At 63.0% G+C, this 19,910-nt stretch carries 15 protein-coding genes and 1 pseudogene; 9 read left to right on the forward strand and 7 right to left on the reverse strand.

Features of this window, described 5'->3' with window-relative positions; all coding sequences use genetic code 11:
• Window positions 1-200, reverse strand: a pseudogene (locus AB4Z53_RS15110) (GlxA family transcriptional regulator); the annotation flags it as partial.
• A 380-nt stretch (window positions 201-580) separates the two neighbouring features.
• On the opposite strand from AB4Z53_RS15110, the gene AB4Z53_RS15115 reads away from it, so the two are divergent.
• Both AB4Z53_RS15115 and AB4Z53_RS15120 read left to right on the forward strand, forming a co-directional pair.
• A complete protein-coding gene (locus AB4Z53_RS15115) occupies window positions 581-1,609 on the forward strand; it encodes a four-carbon acid sugar kinase family protein (RefSeq protein ID WP_441596485.1) in 1,029 nt (342 codons plus the stop codon).
• Window positions 1,610-1,612: 3 nt separating this feature from the next.
• Window positions 1,613-2,314: a FadR/GntR family transcriptional regulator gene (locus AB4Z53_RS15120; RefSeq protein WP_441596486.1), complete on the forward strand. Its 702-nt coding sequence runs from the start codon at window positions 1,613-1,615 to the stop codon at window positions 2,312-2,314.
• A gap of 64 nt (window positions 2,315-2,378) precedes the next feature.
• On the opposite strand, the gene AB4Z53_RS15125 is transcribed toward AB4Z53_RS15120, so the two are convergent.
• From AB4Z53_RS15125 to AB4Z53_RS15135, 3 genes are read right to left on the reverse strand one after another with little or no spacing between them, the layout of a single operon-like run.
• On the reverse strand, window positions 2,379-3,497 hold the full coding sequence (locus AB4Z53_RS15125) for an iron-containing alcohol dehydrogenase (RefSeq protein ID WP_441596487.1): 1,119 nt from the start codon (window positions 3,495-3,497) through the stop codon (window positions 2,379-2,381).
• A gap of 4 nt (window positions 3,498-3,501) precedes the next feature.
• A complete protein-coding gene (gene pdxA, locus AB4Z53_RS15130; protein ID WP_113539847.1) occupies window positions 3,502-4,458 on the reverse strand; it encodes a 4-hydroxythreonine-4-phosphate dehydrogenase PdxA in 957 nt (318 codons plus the stop codon).
• Window positions 4,455-5,651 carry a sialidase family protein gene (locus AB4Z53_RS15135; RefSeq protein ID WP_441596488.1) on the reverse strand — a complete coding sequence of 399 codons (1,197 nt, stop codon included), beginning with the start codon at window positions 5,649-5,651 and terminating at the stop codon, window positions 4,455-4,457. The genes pdxA and AB4Z53_RS15135 overlap by 4 nt, the downstream gene beginning before the upstream one ends.
• A 262-nt stretch (window positions 5,652-5,913) precedes the next feature.
• On the opposite strand from AB4Z53_RS15135, the gene AB4Z53_RS15140 reads away from it, so the two are divergent.
• The 6 genes from AB4Z53_RS15140 to AB4Z53_RS15165 all read left to right on the forward strand — a co-directional run bounded on the left by AB4Z53_RS15140 (window position 5,914) and on the right by AB4Z53_RS15165 (window position 12,739).
• Window positions 5,914-6,753, forward strand: a complete 840-nt coding sequence (locus tag AB4Z53_RS15140; protein ID WP_291158235.1) for a DMT family transporter — start codon at window positions 5,914-5,916, stop codon at window positions 6,751-6,753.
• 56 nt (window positions 6,754-6,809) lie between these two features.
• Entirely contained in the window at window positions 6,810-8,279 is a 1,470-nt protein-coding gene (locus AB4Z53_RS15145) for an ABC transporter substrate-binding protein (RefSeq protein WP_441596629.1), read from the forward strand.
• Window positions 8,280-8,366: 87 nt separating this feature from the next.
• Window positions 8,367-9,281, forward strand: a complete 915-nt coding sequence (locus tag AB4Z53_RS15150) for an ABC transporter permease (RefSeq protein ID WP_223730347.1) — start codon at window positions 8,367-8,369, stop codon at window positions 9,279-9,281.
• 10 nt (window positions 9,282-9,291) lie between these two features.
• A complete protein-coding gene (locus AB4Z53_RS15155) occupies window positions 9,292-10,215 on the forward strand; it encodes an ABC transporter permease (RefSeq protein ID WP_113539844.1) in 924 nt (307 codons plus the stop codon).
• Complete coding sequence (locus AB4Z53_RS15160) at window positions 10,208-11,827, forward strand: ABC transporter ATP-binding protein (RefSeq protein WP_113539843.1); 1,620 nt, start codon at window positions 10,208-10,210, stop codon at window positions 11,825-11,827. Before AB4Z53_RS15155 ends, AB4Z53_RS15160 begins: the two co-directional genes overlap by 8 nt.
• 27 nt (window positions 11,828-11,854) lie before the next feature.
• Window positions 11,855-12,739, forward strand: a complete 885-nt coding sequence (locus AB4Z53_RS15165) for a dihydrodipicolinate synthase family protein (RefSeq protein WP_113539842.1) — start codon at window positions 11,855-11,857, stop codon at window positions 12,737-12,739.
• 59 nt (window positions 12,740-12,798) lie between these two features.
• On the opposite strand, the gene AB4Z53_RS15170 is transcribed toward AB4Z53_RS15165, so the two are convergent.
• The 3 genes from AB4Z53_RS15170 to AB4Z53_RS15180 form a co-directional block, all read right to left on the reverse strand.
• A complete protein-coding gene (locus AB4Z53_RS15170) occupies window positions 12,799-15,849 on the reverse strand; it encodes an AsmA family protein (RefSeq protein ID WP_441596489.1) in 3,051 nt (1,016 codons plus the stop codon).
• 76 nt (window positions 15,850-15,925) lie between these two features.
• On the reverse strand, window positions 15,926-16,849 hold the full coding sequence (locus AB4Z53_RS15175; protein WP_441596490.1) for a DUF817 domain-containing protein: 924 nt from the start codon (window positions 16,847-16,849) through the stop codon (window positions 15,926-15,928).
• 170 nt (window positions 16,850-17,019) lie between these two features.
• Window positions 17,020-17,502, reverse strand: coding sequence for a hypothetical protein (locus tag AB4Z53_RS15180; protein WP_162768884.1), 483 nt, complete (start codon window positions 17,500-17,502; stop codon window positions 17,020-17,022).
• Window positions 17,503-18,033: 531 nt separating this feature from the next.
• Here AB4Z53_RS15180 and AB4Z53_RS15185 point away from each other — a divergent pair.
• Window positions 18,034-19,782, forward strand: a complete 1,749-nt coding sequence (locus AB4Z53_RS15185) for a hypothetical protein (protein ID WP_441596491.1) — start codon at window positions 18,034-18,036, stop codon at window positions 19,780-19,782.
• The last annotated feature ends 128 nt before the right edge of the window (window positions 19,783-19,910 follow it).

Consider the following 19,910-nt stretch of genomic DNA (forward strand, 5'->3'; position numbering starts at 1 on the left):
CTCGATGCGATCAGATGGCTCGTGTTGCCGAGCACCTGCCAATCGGCGCGCACGCGGCCCGATTTGTCGAGTTCGTCGCTTGCCAGCCGAAGCGTATCGACGAAGAGGGCGAAAGCCGAAAGTGTGAACGACCGGGCGAGAACGAAGCCAATCTTGAGGCGGTTGGCTGCAGCATCGTTGGATTTCGTGTTTATCGTCATTGCGAACCCACTTTAAACTACTCATGCCAATTGGCTGGCGCGCCGTTGTCGCGGTCGCGGCGCCTTCGGAGGGGCGCCGCGGCATCGCACAGTCGCCGACGACAGCAGCCGCAAGCCCGGCGTCTCGCAGACTGTTGTTCCGATCCGTTATCCTATCTGAAAACCGCGTGCCAGGGGATCACAATCGTCTACGAAGATCAGCCGATCGCCGATGGGCTCTAACTCCTTGGTCTTGCCCGCGGCGCGTGGAAAAACACGGCGGCGGATGGCGAACGTACACGGTTAAACGGGCTCTTACTTGTAAATAGATCTCAAAAAATATTGACATTTCAATAGAAAAATTGGTTATAAAGATAACAACAAATATTTGGATCTGTTAGATGCTCGCCATTGTCGCTGATGACCTGACCGGCGCACTGGATGCCGCGGCGCCGTTTGCTGCGAGGGGCTTCCATGTCGAAGTTGCATTGGCGGTCGAAGCGATCGGCGATGCGCTGAGGGCGGGTCCGGATGTACTCTCGATCAATCTCGGCTCGCGCGAGTTGAGCACTGAGAATGCCAGGCGGCGTGCCGAGGCCGCTCTCGCCGCGCTGCCTTCGGGTTCGCGGATCTTCAAGAAGGTCGACTCCCGTCTGAAGGGCAACATCGTTGCCGAACTCGACGCGATGTCCTTTCGTGCTGCGCTGGTGGCGCCGGCCATTCCGGCCTTTGGCCGGGTGGTGGTATCCGGCCGCGTTCAAGGCTTTGGGGTGGAGGTGCCGATTTCCGTTGCCGAGAGGCTCGGCGGACATGCGGCAAAGGCTTCGATCCCGGATGCATCCACCGAGGCCGAGATGCGTGATTTGCTTGAGGACGCGGAAGGCAACGGCACGGACCTGCTGATCGGCGCGCGTGGCCTCGCCGAGGCGCTTGCCGAGCGCATGAGTGGCGGCGCAGAAGCGCGAGCTGCCGAGGTGTCGGCCGGCCCGGCCTTGTTCGTCATCGGATCCCGCGATCCGATTACCCTTGCCCAGATCGATGCGCTTCGCGATGCCCTCGCTTTATCCTATCTGCCGGCGCCGAACGGCCGGCTTGTGAGAGCGGGCGACGTCGCCGGCGCGATCACGCTCGTTCAGGCGGTGCCGGGCGAAGGGGAGGTGACACCGGAAGCGGTTTCCGAGGCGCTTGCCGAGAGCGTTTGTCCGGGCTTTGTCGAAGCGGCAGGAACGGTGCTTTTGTCCGGCGGCGCAACCGCGGAGGCGGTTTTGAAAAAGATGGGCGTACAGCGTTTTCGCCTGCTGGGCGAATGCCTGCCGGGCCTGGGCTTGGCTGAGGTCGACGGACGTTGCATCATCGCCAAGTCTGGCGGATTCGGTGCGCCGGGCACGCTGAGGGAAATCGCGGAGGCTGTCCTCCGCAAGATGGGATGACGGATGGGACTGGAGAACGGAACAGCACGCAAGAGCCTCGGCGATCTCGTCTTTGAGCGCATGCACCGTGCGATCAAGTCCGGCGCCTACAAGCCGGACGAACGCTTGCCGACCGAGCACGAGCTGGCAAGCGAGTTCGAGGTTTCGCGCCCCATCATCCGCGAAGCGCTGCGCCGGCTGCGCGAGCAGGGCTTCATCTATTCGCGCCGCGGCGCCGGCAGCTTCGTTCGCGCCGTCGGCATGCGTGAGCCCCTTGGCTTCGGACAACTGGAAAACGTAGCAGATCTTCTGAACTGCTACGAGTTCCGCCTGACTGTCGAGCCGGCGGCGGCCGCCGCGGCCGCAGAGCGGCACGACGCGGCCAGCTTGGCCGCCATCCGCCAGGCGCTGGAACTGATGCGGGACGCCACCAACCGGCAATCGCACCGGGAGGATGCGGACTTCCAGTTCCATCTTGCGATCGCGCGCGCCGCCCAGAACAGCTATTTCTTCACAGCGATGGAAGCGCTCAAGGATCACATCGCCGTCGGCATGCGGTTTCACGGTGCTTCGGTCAAACGCGAAACCACCGGCTTGACGCGGGTCTTCGCAGAGCACGAGGCGATCGCCGAAGCCATTGCTGCCCGAGAAGCTGCAAAGGCGAGAGAGCTGATGCACGAACACCTTTCCGGATCCCGCGAGCGCCTGTTCCAGGCGAGCAAGTAGCCGCCTCAAAATGCGAAAACCCCGGCAAGCCGCCGGGGTTTTGTTCTTTGCGCCAACGGATGGATCAGAAAGCTGCCTTGTAGACGGCGAGTACGTCCTCGGCACTCATGTCGATCGGATTGTTGTCCATCAGGCGGCGGTTTGCATGCGCCTCGCTGGCATAGAGCGGCAGGTCATCGGCACTTGCGCCGTGGGCAGCGAGCGACATTTCGATACCAAGATCGCGGCAGAAGCCACGCGCGGCGCCCAGAAGTTCTCGGGCGGAGAGACTTTCCCCGAGACCCAGGGCTTGGGCAACTTCCGCCGTCTTGCCTGCCGCAACCGGCTGGTTGAAGGCGAGCACATGCGGAAAGATGATGGCGTTTGCCAGGCCATGGGGCAGGCGAAGCCGCGTGCCGAGCGGATAGGCGATCGCATGGCCGGCGGCGGTGTTGACCGGCCCAAGGCAGATGCCGCCGTAGTAGGAAGCCAGCATCATGCCTTCGCGTGCCTCGGTATCTGATCCATCCCTGACGGCGCGGGCGAGATATTTGCCCACGAGCCTGAAGCCCATACGGGCAAAGCCGTCGATCATCGGATGGGCGCGGCGATTGGTGAAGGCTTCCACGCAATGGGCCATGGCATCGACGCCGGTAGCAGCGGTTACCGCCGACGGTACGGAATAGGTGAGCTCTGGATCGAGAACGGCGAAGTCGGCAATCATGTGCGGGCTTTCGACCGCGATCTTGTTTCCCTTGGCCGGGTCGGTGATCAGCGAGCGGATACCGGCCTCCGAGCCGGTGCCGGCGGTGGTGGCGACCTGGGCAAGGCGGGTGTTGCGGCCGAGAACCCGGTTCGGTCCGGCGACATCGGTCAGCGTCTGCTCCGAATCCCAAAGCACGGCAACCAGCTTGGCGACGTCGAGCACTGATCCGCCGCCAAGGCCGACGACCAGGTCCGGCTTGCTCTGGCGCGCGGCGTCGAGCGCGGCGTTCAGGGTATAGACATCGGGTTCGCCCGGGATCGCGTCGAACACCGTGACGCGGCCGGCGAGTTTCAGGCGATCGACGAAGCCGGCGGTGATCGGCGTTGCGATGACGAGCACCGAACGGGCGTCGGCCGCCCAGGCGCCGACCTCGGCGATCGTGCCGGCGCCGACGGCGAGGCGACGCGGCTGATGAAGGGTAATGGGGGCGATGGTCATGGTGTCATCCTCGCTTGGCGTCGCCCGCCACGAGCTTGCGGGCATAGGCGATGGCGGAGTTCATGTTGCCGTGATTGGCAATGCCCTTGCCGGCGATGTCGAAGGCCGTGCCGTGATCGACGGAGGTTCGGTCGATCGGCAGGTCCACCGATACGTTCACGGCGGTATCGAAGGCGACGAGTTTCACCGGGATGTGCCCCTGGTCGTGATACTGCGCGACCACGAGGTCGAAGGCGCCCGAATAGGCGCGGTGAAACACGGTGTCGGCGGAGATCGGCCCATAGGCGTCGATGCCTTCCGCCCGCGCCGCCGTAACGGCCGGCGCGATCTGGTCGTCGTCCTCGGTTCCGAACAGGCCGTTTTCGCCGCAATGGGGATTGATGCCGGCGACGGCGATTTTGGGGGCCGCATAACCGATGCGTTTCAGATGGGCGTCGCCGGCGCGGATCGTGGCGAGAACCCGTTCGGTCGTCGAGCGCCGGATCGCCTCCTGCAGCGCCACATGGGTCGAGACGTGGATGACCTTGAGGCGCTCGGAGGCAAGCAGCATATAGGCCGCCTTGGAGCCCGTCAGGCTGCGCAGCATCCCGGTGTGGCCGTCATAGTGATGACCGGCAAGGTTCAGCGCTTCCTTGTTGATGGGCGCGGTGACGATGCAGCCGATGATGCCGGCTTCAGCGTCGCGCACCGCCTTTTCGATGAAGCGGAAGGCGGCGTCGCCGGCGACCGGGCTCAACTGCCCCCAGGGAAGCGGTGCGCCCTCGATCGGCAGATCTACGACGTGCCCGGTGAGATCAACCTCAAGTCCGAGAGCGGTCCGGGCCGCTTCGAGCGTGGCGAGATTGCCGTAAATCCGGACCGTGTCGCGCTCCTGCTGCGACATGTCGGCCAGCGCGCGCACCGAAATCTCGGGGCCGACGCCGCACGGGTCGCCCATGGTTATGCCGATGATGTTGCTCATGAAGGTCTCCGTTGGTCGGCGTGGTCCCAGCCAGGGGCCAGGCGAACATATTTGATGGCGCGCCGGTGGTAGGTGTAGGCGAGGTGCATGGTGCCGTCCGGCCCCTCGAGCAGCCACGGATAGGACATTTCCTTGTTGCGGCCGTCGGTCGAGTCATTGGAAAGGCAGGTGCCGGGGCCGTCTTCGATCAGCAGGCGGACGGGAAAGGTCTTGCCGCCATCCTTGGAGAGGCAGAGGGCGACCGGCGCGCGCCGGACGCCCCAGATCGGCACGCAGCCTCCCGTAGGGTCGGCGTCGGGGCGGTTGTCGTCCTCGCCGAGTTCATCATAGAGCGAGGCGCGCCGCTCGGCGGTGTCGGCTGCGCTGACGGGATTGCAGATCATCGCGATCCGGCCGTCGTTGAGGCTATGGGCGGCGATCGAGGAGTTGTTGTTCGGGACGTCGCTAGCCTCGGGCACGGACCAGGATCTGCCCTCATCGAGGCTCTCGGACCTGTAGACCCAGTCGGCCTGCCGCCGACGGAAGAGAGCGGCAAGGCGACCATCGCCGAGCGACACCGGGGACATGTGCACACAGCCAATGGACTGATCCAGTTCCTCCAGCTGCCACGTCGCTCCCTGATCAAGCGAAATGCCGACGGCTGCCGTGTCGTGGCTTCCGTTCCACTTCTGGCCAGGGCGCTGGACGCAGCGGAAGATCGGCAGCAGCCACGCGCCGTCGCTGCGCACCACGAGGGGCGCGCGGATGAAACAGCCACGGGGAAGGTCCAGATAGCGGCCTTCGCTGGTCGTTAGTACCAGCGGGTCGGAAGCATCGCGGCGGACCTCCGCCATCCGGATCCGGCACTCATCCTGATTGCCTGAGGGTTGGGAGGTGTGGAAGAGCCAGAGCCTGCCGTCGGGCGCGTTGAAGAGCACCGGGTTTTGCTCCGAATGCGCGCTGTCGAAGCTCAGGCGCTGTGGCGGTCCCCATTGCGTCGCGTCCTTCGGCAGAACGGAAGCAAAGATGGAGATATCCGACTTGCCTTCGAGCGTGCCGCCGAACCAGGCGCAGACGAGCGCGCCGTCTGAAAGCAGATGCAGGAAGGCAGCATGGTTTTGGATCATCGGCGAAGGCAACAGCGCTTCCATGCGCCCGGGCGACGCGGTTTGAAGCTGGCCATTCATGTTGCTGGCGATTTCTTCAGGGTCCATGGGCTCCTCCTCTGTGCTTTGAAAATCGCCAAAATTTCAAAGTTGTCAAGTTTGATAAAGTTACAAATGCAAGATAACTCCCTCTTAGAATTAAATAACGCATTGATATATATATTATTTTTTGAACAAAAGTCATGGAACGAATTTTACATCGCGAATTAATTTGACAAACTTGAGCGAAAAGTGGATTGTCTGGACAAGCCGGCGAGAGGATGCCGGGGAGGAGGATCTTATGCCGGAAGCCAGCCCTCGGGGGGCTAAGATGGCAGTCATGTTCGCGGTCGGTGCCGCGATCCTGGCAGCGCTCGACGCGGTGATCGTGCGAGCGCTGAATGGCGCCGTGCATCCCTTCGTCATAGGCTTCTTCCGCGCTTTCTTCGGCGCGGTCATCCTTTTGCCTTGGGTCGCCCTGCGCCCGTCCGTGCTCAGGTCGAGCCACCCTTTGCGTCAGCATGCAGTCCGTGCCGGCTTCAAGCTGCTCGCCATGGTCGCCTTTTTCGCCGCCTTCAGCTGGGGCCCGCTTGCCGATGTGACGGCCATCGCCTTTACCTCGCCGATCTTCCTGTTGCTCGGCGCCGCGCTGGCGCTGGGTGAAAAGCCCGGGCCGGCGATGATTGGCGCGGTGGCGCTTGGTTTCGGCGGCGCGATGCTGATCATTGGTCCCTCCGGAACCGGTTTCAGTCTTGCGATCCTTCTCGCGCTGACGGGCGCTGTGCTGCAGTCGACCATTCAGTTGATCCTGAAGTCCATGTCGAAGGGCGATAAGACTTCGACGCTTGTCGTCTGGAACCTTCTTTTGACCGTCCCGATTGCGCTTCTCTTCGCTCTGCCTTTCTGGTCCATGCCGGGGTCGAGAGAGATGACGCTTCTGGCGCTGCAGGGCGTCGTCGGAACCGCCTGCATGGGCATGATGACCCATGCCTTTTCGCTCGCACCGGCCACGATCGTCGCGCCGGTCGATTTTCTGCGCCTGCCGCTCGTGGCGCTCGGCGGCTTCGCGCTGTTTGGTGAAGACATCGCCCTCACCACCCTTTGCGGCGGCGGGCTCATCGGTTGTGCGGCGCTGATCGCCGCGCGATCCGGAAAAGCAACATCCGGCTGAACGAATTTCACTAGGGAGGAAATGCCGTGAAGAAACTATTGGTCTTGAGTGCACTCATGCTGGGATCGGCCCTGTCGCCCGCTTTTGCGGGATCCGGGCCGATCAAGATCGTACTGGCCGAGGAAGCAGACCTGCTCGAGCCCTGCATGGCGACGCGCTCGAACATCGGTCGCGTCATCATGCAGAACGTCAGCGAAACGCTGACCGAGCTCGACGTCCGCGGCGACAAGGGCGTCATGCCGCGCCTGGCGGAAAAGTGGGAGCAGAATGCCGATGGCAGCTGGCGCTTCCATCTGCGCCAGGGCGTCAAGTTCTCCGACGGCACGACCTTCGATGCCAAGGACGTCAAGCACAGCTTCGATCGTATCATGAGCGACAAGAACGCCTGTGAATCGCGTCGCTACTTCGGCGGCATCACGGTAACGCCGACCGTGGTCGACGACTATACGATCGATTTCAAGGCCGATCCGGTTCAGCCGATCCTGCCGCTGCTGATGTCTCTCGTCACCATCGTACCGGAAGAAACGCCGCTCGAATTCGTACGCGAACCGGTCGGTACCGGTCCGTACAAGCTGACCAACTGGACCCCGGGCCAGCAGATCGTGCTGACCAGCCGTGACGACTATTGGGGCGCAAAGCCGGAAGTGACGGAAGCCACCTATCTTTTCCGCGCCGACCCGTCGGTGCGCGCAGCCATGGTGCAGACCGGCGAAGCCGACCTTTCGCCGTCGATCTCGCAGCTCGACGCCACGAACCCGGCAACGGACTTTTCCTACCTCGACAGCGAAACCGTCTACCTGCGCATCGATCACAACATCGAGCCGCTGAACGACGTTCGTGTCCGCCGCGCGCTCAACATCGCCATCGACCGCCAGGCCTTCCTCGGTACCCTGGTTCCCGAAAGCGCGCTGCTTGCCACCGCGATCGTGCCGCCGCCGACGCTCGGCTGGAACCCCGACGTCAAGGTCTTCCCCTACGATCCGGAAGGCGCAAAGAAGCTGCTTGAGGAAGCCAAGGCTGATGGCGTGAAGGTTGATACGCCGATCACCATCATCGCACGTTCGGCAAACTTTCCGAACGTGACCGAGATCATGGAGGCCATTCAGGCGCAGCTTCAGGAAGTTGGCCTCAAGGTCGACCTGAAGTTCGTCGAGGTTGCCGAGCACGAGCAGTACTATTCGAAGCCCTTCAAGGAAGGCCGCGGCCCGCAGATTGTCGCTGCCATGCACGACAATTCCAAGGGCGACCCGTCGTTCTCGATGTTCTTCAAATACGCGACAGACGGCACCCAGTCCGGCTTCTCCGATCCGAAGGTCGATGACCTGATCAAGCGTGCATCGGCTGCCGTCGGCGAAGAGCGGGCCAAGCTCTGGTCGGAGCTGATCGCCTATCTGCACGACGACGTCGTTGCCGACGTCCTGCTCTTCCACATGGTAGGCTTCTCCCGTGTTTCCGAGCGGCTCGATTTCAAGCCGACGATGGCGACCAACGGGACGCTGCAGCTCTCGGAGATCAAGATCAAGTAATCTGCCCTGGCGAACGATCGGTTCGCCAGTCACAACAGCAATCAAGGCGGTGGGATGATCCCGCCGCCGGATTTCTTCGAGGGCGCCATGCTGAAATTCGTTCGAAAACGCGCCGTGGCCAGTCTGATCTCGCTCGTCGGGCTGCTCGTCATGGTCTTCTTCCTGTCGCGGTTGACGGGTGATCCGGCCGCCTTGTTCCTGCCGGTCGAAGCCTCCGCAGAGATGAAGGCGCAGTTTCGCGAACTGCATGGCTTGAACGATCCCATGCTGGTTCAGTTCGCTCGCTATGTCGGCGACGTCGTCACCGGCGATTTCGGCGAGTCCCTGCGCAAGGCCCGGCCTGCCTTGGATGTCGTGCTCGAGGCCTTCACCTGGACGCTCTGGCTCGCCGTCATCACCATGACGCTGGTGGCCGGTGCCGCAATTATCGTCGGTTCGCTCGCCGCTTTCCGCGCTGGCGGTTTCTTCGACCGGCTCTCCTCGCTGATCTCGTTGGTGGGCGCCTCCGTTCCTGATTTCTGGATCGCCATCGTCGCGATCGTCGTCTTTTCGGTAAACCTCGCCTGGCTGCCGACTTCGGGCACGGGGTCGTTGCTACATTGGATCCTGCCGATCTCGGTCCTGTTCATCCGACCTTTCGGCATCATCGTACAGGTGGTGCGCGGCTCGATGATCGGGGCGCTTTCTTCGGCCTATGTGAAGACAGCGCGCGCCAAGGGCGTCAAATCCGGGCCGATCATCTTCGTGCATGCGTTGCGTAACGCCATGCTGCCGGTCATCACCGTCATCGGCGACCAGGCCGCGAGCCTTCTGAACGGCGCGGTGATCGTCGAAACCATCTTCGGGTTTCCGGGCGTCGGCAAGCTGATGATCGATTCCATTCTGCAGCGCGATTTCAATGTCGTGCTTGCCGCCATCCTCGTCACGGCGCTGGCGATCTTCCTCATGAACCTGCTGATCGATCTGGCTTACGCGCTGCTCGATCCGCGCATCCGGCACTGAGGAGGGGACCATGACCCTGCAGACCGCCGATACCGTCATCGCTGAAGAACCGGGCTTTGCGACCCGCATGTTCCGCATGCTGCTTGCCGACAAGTTCGCGCTTTGCGCTGCGATCTTCCTGCTTTTCGTTCTCATCCTCGCAATCATCGGGCCGACCTGGCTCGGCGATCTCGCGACCAAGCAGAACCTCAGAGGCCGCAACGCCGTACCCTTCGACTGGGAGCGGGGCTGGGTCTGGTGGATGGGTGCCGATGCCCTCGGGCGGCCGTTGCTTGCCCGCATCATCGTCGCCACCCAGAACACGCTGATGGTGGCCGCCGGTGCCGTCGCGCTTTCGGCAACCGTCGGCACCTTCCTCGGTCTTGTCGCCGGCTTCTCCTCGCCGCGCGTCAATCAGATCATCATGCGGCTCGCGGACGTCATCATGTCCTTCCCGTCGCTGCTGATTGCCGTCATCGTACTTTATATTCTGGGCTCGTCGGTCCTGAACCTCATGCTGGTGCTGGCGATCACCCGCATCCCGGTCTACCTGCGAACCACACGCGCCGAAGTGCTGGAGATTCGCGAGCGCATGTTCGTGCAGGCGGCCCGCGTGATGGGCGCATCGAACAAGCGCATCCTTTTCCGCCACATCCTGCCGGTGGTGCTGCCGACGCTGACGACGCTTGCGACGCTCGACTTTGCCTATGTGATGCTGGCCGAAAGCGCGCTCTCGTTCCTCGGTATTGGCATCCAGCCGCCGGAAATCACCTGGGGCCTGATGATCTCGCAGGGGCGCCAGTACCTCACCAACGCATGGTGGCTTTCGTTCTGGCCGGGCCTTGCGATCATCCTTACCACCATGTCGCTGAACCTCTTGTCGAACTGGCTGCGCATCGCGCTCGATCCGGTGCAGCGCTGGCGTCTCGAAATGAAAGGTCGCAAGAATGGCTGACCATCTCCTCGAAGTCCGCGACCTGTCGGTCGAGTTCCACACCGCAGTCGGCGTTGTGAAAGCGGTTCGCAACATCTCCTACCATCTCGACCGTGGCGAGACGCTCGCAATCCTTGGCGAGAGCGGTTCCGGCAAGTCGGTTTCCTCCTCGGCGATCATGAACCTGATCGACATGCCGCCGGGGCGTATCAGTTCGGGCGAGATATTGCTGGACGGTGTCGACCTGTTGACGATGCCGTCGCAGGAAAGGCGCAAGGTCAACGGACGCCGTATCGCGATGATCTTCCAGGACCCCCTGAGCCATCTCAACCCGGTCTATACCGTGGGCTGGCAGATCCGCGAGGCGCTGACCACCCACGGAACGGATGCGACGAAAGCCGCGTCCGAGGCGTTGCGGCTGTTGACCCGGGTTGGTATCCCCGACCCCGAGCGCTCGCTGGAAAAGTACCCGCACGAATTCTCCGGCGGCCAGCGCCAACGCGTCATGATCGCCATGGCACTGGCGCTCCGACCGGACCTCCTGATCGCCGATGAGCCGACGACTGCGCTCGACGTCACCGTGCAGGCCGAGGTGCTCGCCCTGCTAGAGGAGTTGCAGCGGGAGACCGGGATGGCGGTCCTCATCATCACCCACGACCTCGGTGTGGTCGCCGAGATCGCCGATCGCGTGGTGGTGATGGAAAAAGGTGTCCTGGTCGAAGCCGGCACGGTGCGCGAGGTCTACAAGAACCCGCAGCATCCCTATACGAAGAAGCTGATTGCCGCCGCCCCCGGCAAGGGCGAGATGCATGCGCCGGCTGTCCGCGCCGAGCCCGTTCTCTCGGTCCGCGACGTGCGCAAGCGTTATGGCTCCTTCGAGGCGCTGAAGGGCCTGTCCTTCGATCTCATGCCCGGCGAGACCATGGCCGTCGTCGGTGAAAGCGGCTCGGGCAAGTCGACGCTGGCGCGTATCCTGCTGCGTCTCGACGAGCCGGATAGCGGCAGTGCATTGTGGAAGGGCCGCGATCTTTTCACCATGTCGCCTGCCGAACTCTACAAGCTGCGCCGCGACCTGCAGATGGTGTTCCAGGACCCGACGCAGTCGCTCAATCCGCGCATGACCGTCTACCAGCTCATTTCCGAGGCCTGGGTCATCCATCCGGATATCCTGCCCAAGGCGAAGTGGCGCGAGCGCGTGGCCGAACTTCTGGTGCAGGTCGGTCTCGGCCCGGAGCACATGGGCCGCTACCCGCATCAGTTCTCCGGCGGCCAGCGCCAACGTATCGCCATCGCCCGCGCGCTTGCGCTCGAGCCGCAGCTTATCATCTGCGACGAGGCGGTCTCGGCGCTTGACGTTTCGGTGCAGGCGCAGGTGATCGCGCTGCTCGACCGGCTGCGCAAGGAAATGGGCATCGCCTTCATCTTCATCGCCCATGACCTGCCGGTCGTCCGCGACTTCGCCGACCACGTCATGGTCATGCAGAAGGGCAACATCGTCGAGCTCGGCACGGTGCGCGAGGTGTTCGACGCGCCGCAGCAAGACTATACGCGTGCGCTGCTCGCCGCCGGCCTCGACCCAGATCCCGACGTCCAGGCCGCTCATCGCGCCGCCCGTCTTCAGCGCGCGTCCTGAGGCGCGCCCATTCAAAGGAATAGCCGCATGACCAAGCAAGCCTTCGTTGCCCTCGTGACCTGCTTCAACGAGGACGAGACCATCAACTACCAGGCGACACGCGCTCAGGTCCACCGCCAGGTCGCGGCCGGCAATAACATCATGTGTGCCGGAACCAACGGTGACTTCACCGCCCTGACCTTCGAGGAAAAGGTGCGCCTGACGGAGGAGGTGGTCGACGAGGTCGGTGGTCGCGTCAAGGTGATCGTCAATGCGGGCATGCCGGCCACCTTCGAGACGGTGAAGCTCGCGCGCGAATTCGACCGGATCGGCGTCGACGGGATTGCGGTGATCACGCCGTTTTTCATCGCCTGCACCCAGGATGGCCTTGTCCGCCATTTCTCGACCGTGGCCGATGCCGTGAAGACACCCGTCTACCTCTACGACATTCCGGCCCGCACGCAGAACCACATCGAGCCCGACACGGCGCGCACACTCGCCGGCCACGGCAACATTGCCGGCATCAAGGATTCCGGCGGCGCAAAGGAGACGCTGGAGGCCTATCTGCAGGTTGCCAAGGAAGTCGACGGTTTCGAGGTCTATTCCGGCCCTGACCACCTCGTGCTCTGGGCGCTGCAAAACGGTGCGGCCGGCTGCATTTCGGGCCTCGGCAACGCCATGCCGCACGTGCTTGCGGGCATCCTGAACGCCTTCAATGCAGGCGAGATCGGTGAATCCGAAAAGCAGCAGGCGATATTCGCCGCCTTCCGCACTGACCTCTACGCCCTGGGCTTCGCTCCGGCCATGGTCAAGCGTGCACTGTTTCTGCAGGACGCCTCTGTCGGCGCCAGCCGCCAGCCGGCCCTGCTTCCGAACGCAGAGCAGGACGCGCAGATCGCGGCGATCCTTCGCAAATACGAGCTCCTGGGGTGACGCCTTTCGGCGGCCACATGGGCCGCCGGATCGGCGATCTCAGACACTTTATATAACGGCTACTGCAGAAGCTGGTTGAACAGCTTTCCCAGGGTGCCGCCTTCTTCCTGCGGCTGCTCCGTTTCAGCGGCCGGTTGCTGGTCGGGCTGCTGGGCCTCCGGTGCCGGCTGTTCGGCGGGCACCTCGGGCGTCACGGTTTGCTCTTCAGCCGGCGGAGCGGGCGGCGTTTCGCTGCCCTCTGCCGCCTTGCCACCGATGATCTCTTCGATGGAGAGTTGGTCCCCGCCCTCTTTCTGCGGCTTGCCGATCGCGCCACCAATGATGTCGCGGATCGTTCCGGCCTTCCCGCCGCCGGAGAGAAGCTCGTCGAGCTTCAGCTTGCCCGTGGGCAGACCGAGCTTCTTCAGCGCCGAAAGTGCAGCGTCCGGGTTCTTCAGCAGGCCTGACAGATCGGGATAGATGCGGGGGGCGGCGAAGGAGCCCTCGATCATCACGGGCACGCCGATGCCTTCGGTTGCGATGTCGGCGCCCTGGCCTTCGAGCGATGCGACGACGCGCGGATCCAGGCGGAAGTTCAGCTGGTCGTCCGGAAGGTTTGCCTCACCGCTGCCGCTCATGCGCACCAGCGGGCCGACGAGCTTGATATCTTCGGTTCGCGCGACGCCGTTCTCGATGGCAAAGGATGCGCCGAGTTCGGTAAAGCCCGTCGCTTTGTTCTCGTTCTGCTTGAAGCCGGACGACATGAGGCCGACGAGATTGTTGTAGACGTCGGCGACGTCGATGCCGCGGATCGCCCCGTCGGAGAAGCGGACGTTTGCCGAGCCCTGAAGCGCGCGCTTGAGCGCGCCGGTCGTTGCGCCAGCCCCCGCGACGTCGAACTGGGCCTGGAGTGCGCCCTCGAGATGCTTGAAGTTCGCGAGGTCGATCAACAGCGGGGCGGCCGAGGCGCCGGCGATCGAGGCCTTGAGAGCGATCGAAGCTTGCTCTCCGGTACCGTCCGCCTTCAGACTTGCGACCATCCGGCCGCCATAGAACGGGCTTTCGGGAAGGTCGAGGCTCGCCACACCCTCGGAGATCACCAGGGTCGTAGCCACCGGTCCCGCAAAAACGCGTCCATAGCCGAGCCTTACCGCATCGACCTTAATGGAGGCATCGATCGTGCGAAGTGACGACAGGTCGAGCGGCGCGTCTTTGGGTTCGGGGCTGCTTGCCTTGCCCTTTGCTTGCGGCGCGGCGGGGCGGGCGCCGGCAAACCGCGCCAGGTCCAGTTCGGCGAAATGAAGCGCGCCGGAAATCTTGAGCGGAGTGCCGAGTGCTACGGAACCGTTGCCGCTCCCTTCGACCCCATTGACGGAAAGGCTGGCTTTTTGAAACGAAACGCCGGTGGGGGCCGCATTGACCTCGCCCTTGAGGGCGAATTGCTCGATGCTGTCGCCGCCGCCCTGGCCCACCCAGGCAAGAAGGGCGCGCAGATCCGCCACCGCCAGGTTCGCCTTTCCGACATAGTTGCCGCCGAGTGCCGCCTTGCCGTCGAGCGAGAGTGTCGCTTCCGGCGTGCGCAGATCGAGCTTCAAGGGCAGTTCATCCGGAACCGAGCCCGAGAGCAGGTCGGGCACCGGCAGCCGCAAGTCGGCATCGACCGCCTTCCCACGCCAGGCCAGGTTGCCGGAAAAGAGCACGGGCTTGGTAAGATCGTCGATCTTGACCGCCAGCTTCTTGATCTTCACCTGGCTCATCGACGGATCGTTGACGCCGGGTACCATGAAGATCGCATCGCGCAAGCTTGCGGTGCCGCTCAGGTTGGCGGACTTTCTAAACGCATCTCCGCCAAGGCCGCGGAACGCGAAACCGCTATCCACCGCAAGCGTGCCGGACAGTGGAAAAGACTGGCCGGCAAGGCCCGCGAGCTTGGAGATGTCGAGCCCTTTGCTCGTCACGCGGCCCTTGAACGTCGGCTCGTTCTTGCGGACGTCGGCGGAGATCTCGGCCGAAATGCCGCCGGCGTCGATGCCGAGATGTTCAAGCCGTGTCGTCAGCAGCCCATCTTTAAGAGCCGCCGTCAGCGCCACATGGGAGGCGGAAATATCGTTGATGGTAAGAGCACCCACGGTGACGCTGACATCGGCATCGAATCCGGTAAGTGCCTGCAAGCCAGCCGAGGTAGGCTGCTTTTGAGGCGTCCCTGCGGTGGATTGCGACGATCCCAAGCCGCTGGTTCCGGCAAAGGCACTGAAATCCAGTCGATCGGCGTTGAGGTCGGCCATGAACCGCGGCCGGTCGCCGGGAATGAACAGCGCATCGAGATTGAGCTCCTCGTCCCCGACATGCAGTTTGCCACCACGGATCTGGTAGCTGCCGTTGCTGTTGAGCGCCACTTGTCCGCTTGCCTTGAGCTGGGTCAGGCCGGGTGCAAGCGCCGGGTCGGTCTCCACCGAGAGGCTGAGGTCGGCCGGCTTCCGCTCGAGGAGTGGGCGGAGCGGAGCGACGGAAAGTGCGATTTTATACTGCCGGTCGTCGAGCCGGGCGCCAGCCGACAGCGATAGTTCTCCGTCGATGTCTGGAGCCTGTAGCGTAAGGTCGAGATCGCTGACGACCTCGGTCGCCCCGGCCGCATCCTCTTGTCTCAGCGTGCCCTCGGTGATCGAAATCGTATCAATGGCGCTTCGTTCGAGGAAGGCGACGAGGGCTGCGAGCGGATCGTTCGGCTTGGCCTCGCCATTGTCACCGGCGCTGCCGCCGGCTTCTGCCGTCGACGCGGTTTCCGACATCGGCCGTATCACCACGAGCGGCCGGATGAGCCGGACTTCCCTGATGTGCAAACGGTCGGCCCAGAGCGAGGACAGCGTCACCGAACCTGCAACTTCGCCGATCTCGGCGGTCACGCCATCGCTTTCGGCGTCGAGCGAAACGTCCTCGGCCACAACAGCCAGATGCGGGATGACGGAGAGCCGGACGGGGCCTTTCAGCGCGATCGAACTGCCCGTTGCACTCGAGAGCTGACGGCTGAGTTCGGCGCGCATCCAGTCACTGGAAACGAAGCTCGGCAGGACAATCAGGGAGACGACCGCGAGAACCCCGAGCGCCAGCAGGCCGAGAAAGAAACGCCGCATGTGCCTCTCCGTTGCGAAAGCGATTGATTCGGTATCGTTTTCCACGCAGGCGTGTTTTGCAACTCTTGCGCTGCAATCAACCGGAAGCCGCGGCACTCCCCGCATCCGCCGTGAGGTCCGGCGTCCCTGCGCTTGCCATCGTCGCCACCTGTGTTTTTGGGCGATGGACGAGCGTGACCAGCACGAAGGACAGGATCATCAGCAGGTACCAGGCGCCGAGCTTCTGGAGAGAAACCAGGGTCCAGGCATTGTGCTGCGAGGGGTAGATCCAGGCGCGCGACCAGGTGCCGATGTTTTCGGCAAACCAGATGAACAGGGCGACCAGCAGGAAGCCGAGTAGCAGCGGCATGCGATGGCGAAACCGGAAGACGCGGTAGTGCACCGTCGTGCGCAGAAAAAGGGCCGCCGTGATCGCGAACAGACCATAGCGCAGGTCGATCATGAAATGGTGCATAAAGAAATTGGCATAGATCGCCAAGGCGAGCAGCACTGTCGCCCAGAGCGGCGGATAGCCGGTGTAGCGCATGTCGAGGATGCGGGTCACGCGCGCCAGATAGGAGCCGACGGCGGCATACATGAAACCCGAGAACAGGGGAACGCCGCCGATGCGCAAGATGCTTGGCTCCGGGTAGATCCAGGACCCGACCGACGTCTTGAAGATCTCCATCACCGTGCCGACGATGTGGTAGATCAGGATGACCTTGGCTTCCGCAAGGGTCTCTAGCTTGAAAACGATCAGGGAAATCTGGATGGCCAACGCCGCGAGGAAAAGGAAATCGTAGCGGGCGAAGCCGATCTCCTGCGGCCAGAACAATTTCGTGGCGAGAATGAGGGCAAGCATGGCGCCGCCGAAAAGGCACGCGAAGGCCTGCTTGATGCCGAACACCAGGAATTCCGTCAGGCCGCCGAGGAGGCCGCTCGCCGGAAGGCGGTCGAGCAGGCGATGTGCAGCAGCATCGATACGGGCTTCCCGGCTCGTGAAACGCCTATCGTCCGACATTCGAGCCACGCGTATGGCCTCCGCTTCACCACTGGCGACGCGAATGCCGGGACAATGCGGTTGAAATAAGGATGGACGACAACTGCCGGCTAGGCGAAATCTGCGGCCATGCCGTTTCGCGACGTGGTCCACCCCATGGTTTTCAGTAGCCCTCGCGGGTTAGGCGCGCATCAGCGTGGGAAGGAGTAACGCTCGACGATCGACCAGATTTCCCGGTTGACCTCCTGCAGCTGCTCGATGACTTCGTTGATCCGAGTGATTTCCGCTTCGTTAATCTGTTCGATCTTGCCGTACTTGATCGTGTCCTTGCTGTCGAAGATCGCCATCAGCTGCGTGCTTGCCTGGTCGCCGTTCTCGTCGAAGGAATAGATACAGTGGCTGTACTTGTTGCGAAGCTTCGCCTGCCGACCGAGCTGTTGCGTCAGCGCGAGGATTTCCTGCCGCTGGTGCGGCGGCGTCTTGTTTGTCTTGGCCAATCGCTCGACGAGCTCGATCCGCGCTCGTGTCGTGTTCAGCGTCAGGAAGATGATGATCGCGGTTTCCTTGTCCACACGCGCAAGACCGGCGATCAGATAGATGAGCAGGCTTTCCGTGTTGGTCCAGGTGTAGTTGAGCTGTCCGATCAGAAGAAGGATGTCATGAAATCTTGCCATGGGCCCCTGCCAAAACTTGCTGTCCAAGAACCATTCCGTTCCAGAATAGCGCATTCCCGTTGTCAGTAAATTGTTCCAATAAGACTATCCGGCGCACGCATTCAGTGCCGGAAATTATGCATGCAATGATGCCGTTTAAAAGAAAATTCTAATAGATAATACCTTGGGCGGACCRCATTTCGAGCCCGGGCTACCCCGCCAAGGTTAACCCGAACTGACAACTTACAATGCGGGTCGGTTTTCGACAGACTTCTTTCCGCAACCGGCGAGCAGGACGTGTTCAGGCCTATTGAGGGCTAGTACTGCAGCGAATGGGACAATGCCCTTTTTCAGCACCTGACCAGCTCCTCTCGACCAAGTGGGAGGGAGAGCAGCTCAAATTTTGTTGATTGCACATTATGGCATACAGGCGCTTGAGCGCCTCGGAGGATCCAAAACTTCATCAAATCCAACCGTAGCCCGCGATGGCCCAAATCCGCGTAAGAGAAGAATGCGGTTCGGCTATGGCGGCCTCAACTTGAGGTCATCGTTATGAGTAAGGACAAGAACATTCTGTTCCCATGGGACCCGAGCCAGGATCAGAGCCAGGACCAGGACCAGGGACAAGGGCAGGGACAAGGCCAGCTCCAGGCTGAACTCCAGGGTCAGCTCCAGGGGCAGGGACAAGGCCAGGACCAGGGACAAGGTCAGGACCAGGGCCAGGATCAGGGCCAGGGGCAAGGACAGGATCAGTCGCAGCACAGCGAATCCTACAATGGCAACCTGAACGGCAACGGCAACCTGAACGGCAACGGTAATGGCAATGCCAACGGTAACGCCAATGGCAACGGCAATGCCAACCTGAACGGTAATGGCAACTTCAATGCCAACGGCAACCTGAACGCCAACCACAACGAAAACACGTCGAACACCCATGTCGACGTCGACAGCAAGACCAACGTCGACGTGAAGGTCAATCTCGACCTCGATGGCTACAAGCCGTCCGACGACGACTTCAACGACATCGACCATTCCAAGATCGACGGCATGGCGAGCACGAGCTTCAAGGACATCTTGAACGACTCGCTCAACGGCAACAACAACGTTGCCAACGTCTTCAGCCAGAACGCCATCATGTCGGACGACGACAAGGCTGAAAACATCCACAACAGCGGTACGCTGAACCAGAACGGCAGCGCCTGGGGTGGCACGGCCAAGTCCGGCGACGGCATCCAGTCCGGCGCAGACGGTGGCGCAGGCGGAAGCAAGGCCTATGCCGATGGTGGCGACGGCGGCGATGGCGGTCACACGATCGGTGGCTTCGCTGCAGGCGGCGAGGGTGACGGCGGCCATTCCGAAAACGACGGCAACGCAACCGGCGGGCATGGCCTTGGTGGTATTGCAGCCAGCGTTGGCGTCGGCGCCGATGGCTCCAGCGGTGACGCAAATGGCGGTGCCGCCGCTGGTGGTGCCGGTGGTGCCGGTGCTGCTGGTCTCGGTGTTGGCCTCGGCCTCGGTGTTGGCCTCGGTGTCGGCGCAGCAGGCGGCGGCGACGGTGGCGACAGCTCAGGCGGCGCGGGCGGTCAGTCCGGTAACGTCCAGAGCGGAAATGGTGACGGTGGTGACGGCGGTGCAGCTGGTAACGGCGGCGATGCTGGTGGGTTCATCCTGCCGATCCTGAACTTCGCTGGCGACGGCGGCGACGGCGGTGCCGGCGGCGATGGCAACAGTGTTGCGCTCGGCCGGACCGGCAGCGCGGACGGTGGCGATTCAGGCGATGCCGGTGCCGGCGGCAATGCGCTCGGTGCGGGCTTCGGGGCTGGTGGCGGCTACGGCGCAGGCGTCGGCTACGGTGGTGACGGCGGTTACGGCGGCGCTGCCGACGCGAGCGGCGGAACGACCGGCGACGGCTATGGCGGCGACGGAACCGGCGGCGCAGCGACCGGTGGTCATGGTCTCGGCGGCCTCGCTCTCACGGGTTCGTGGGCCGGCGGCGGCGACGGTGGTGCGGCCTATGGTGGCGACGCCTGGGGCGGTGACGGTGGTGCTGGCGGCAACGGTGGCTTCGCGACCAACGGCGATGGCGGCACGGGCGGCAATGCCGGCATGTGGGGCTCGTACAACGGCGGCGACTCTGTGGTCGAGGGCCTCTCCCAGGCGACGGCAGATGCGACGATCGACACCAATGCCTTCAACCAGCAGATCGTGCTTGGCGCGAACCTGCAAGGCAACACGATCGACATGACGGTCGTCGGTGGCGACTACCATGCGGACGTAATCGGTCACGACGACAACTCCTGATCGTCAGGTGCCGCGGCCGGTTCTACGGTTCGCAATCGGCTTCGAACAGGGCTGCGCGGGTACCCGCGCAGCCCGTCATGACCCGATACGCTAAGGGGCACTACCGGCTACAAAAAGGAGGCCCTGAC

Source organism: Ensifer sp. 2TAB8 (assembly GCF_052115125.1).
Classification (GTDB): Bacteria; Pseudomonadota; Alphaproteobacteria; order Rhizobiales; family Rhizobiaceae; genus Ensifer.

What these genes read in the sequence shown, in the direction of transcription:
- AB4Z53_RS15165 (WP_113539842.1), top strand. Translation starts at nt 11,855, where the DNA reads ATGACCAAGCAAGCCTTCGTTGCCCTCGTGACCTGCTTCAACGAGGAC.
- AB4Z53_RS15175 (WP_441596490.1), bottom strand. Translation starts at nt 16,849, where the DNA reads ATGTCGGACGATAGGCGTTTCACGAGCCGGGAAGCCCGTATCGATGCT.
- AB4Z53_RS15145 (WP_441596629.1), top strand. Translation starts at nt 6,810, where the DNA reads ATGCTGGGATCGGCCCTGTCGCCCGCTTTTGCGGGATCCGGGCCGATC.
- pdxA (WP_113539847.1), bottom strand. Translation starts at nt 4,458, where the DNA reads ATGAGCAACATCATCGGCATAACCATGGGCGACCCGTGCGGCGTCGGC.
- AB4Z53_RS15160 (WP_113539843.1), top strand. Translation starts at nt 10,208, where the DNA reads ATGGCTGACCATCTCCTCGAAGTCCGCGACCTGTCGGTCGAGTTCCAC.
- AB4Z53_RS15115 (WP_441596485.1), top strand. Translation starts at nt 581, where the DNA reads ATGCTCGCCATTGTCGCTGATGACCTGACCGGCGCACTGGATGCCGCG.
- AB4Z53_RS15125 (WP_441596487.1), bottom strand. Translation starts at nt 3,497, where the DNA reads ATGACCATCGCCCCCATTACCCTTCATCAGCCGCGTCGCCTCGCCGTC.
- AB4Z53_RS15180 (WP_162768884.1), bottom strand. Translation starts at nt 17,502, where the DNA reads ATGGCAAGATTTCATGACATCCTTCTTCTGATCGGACAGCTCAACTAC.
- AB4Z53_RS15185 (WP_441596491.1), top strand. Translation starts at nt 18,034, where the DNA reads ATGAGTAAGGACAAGAACATTCTGTTCCCATGGGACCCGAGCCAGGAT.
- AB4Z53_RS15140 (WP_291158235.1), top strand. Translation starts at nt 5,914, where the DNA reads ATGGCAGTCATGTTCGCGGTCGGTGCCGCGATCCTGGCAGCGCTCGAC.
- AB4Z53_RS15155 (WP_113539844.1), top strand. Translation starts at nt 9,292, where the DNA reads ATGACCCTGCAGACCGCCGATACCGTCATCGCTGAAGAACCGGGCTTT.
- AB4Z53_RS15170 (WP_441596489.1), bottom strand. Translation starts at nt 15,849, where the DNA reads ATGCGGCGTTTCTTTCTCGGCCTGCTGGCGCTCGGGGTTCTCGCGGTC.
- AB4Z53_RS15120 (WP_441596486.1), top strand. Translation starts at nt 1,613, where the DNA reads ATGGGACTGGAGAACGGAACAGCACGCAAGAGCCTCGGCGATCTCGTC.
- AB4Z53_RS15135 (WP_441596488.1), bottom strand. Translation starts at nt 5,651, where the DNA reads ATGGACCCTGAAGAAATCGCCAGCAACATGAATGGCCAGCTTCAAACC.
- AB4Z53_RS15150 (WP_223730347.1), top strand. Translation starts at nt 8,367, where the DNA reads ATGCTGAAATTCGTTCGAAAACGCGCCGTGGCCAGTCTGATCTCGCTC.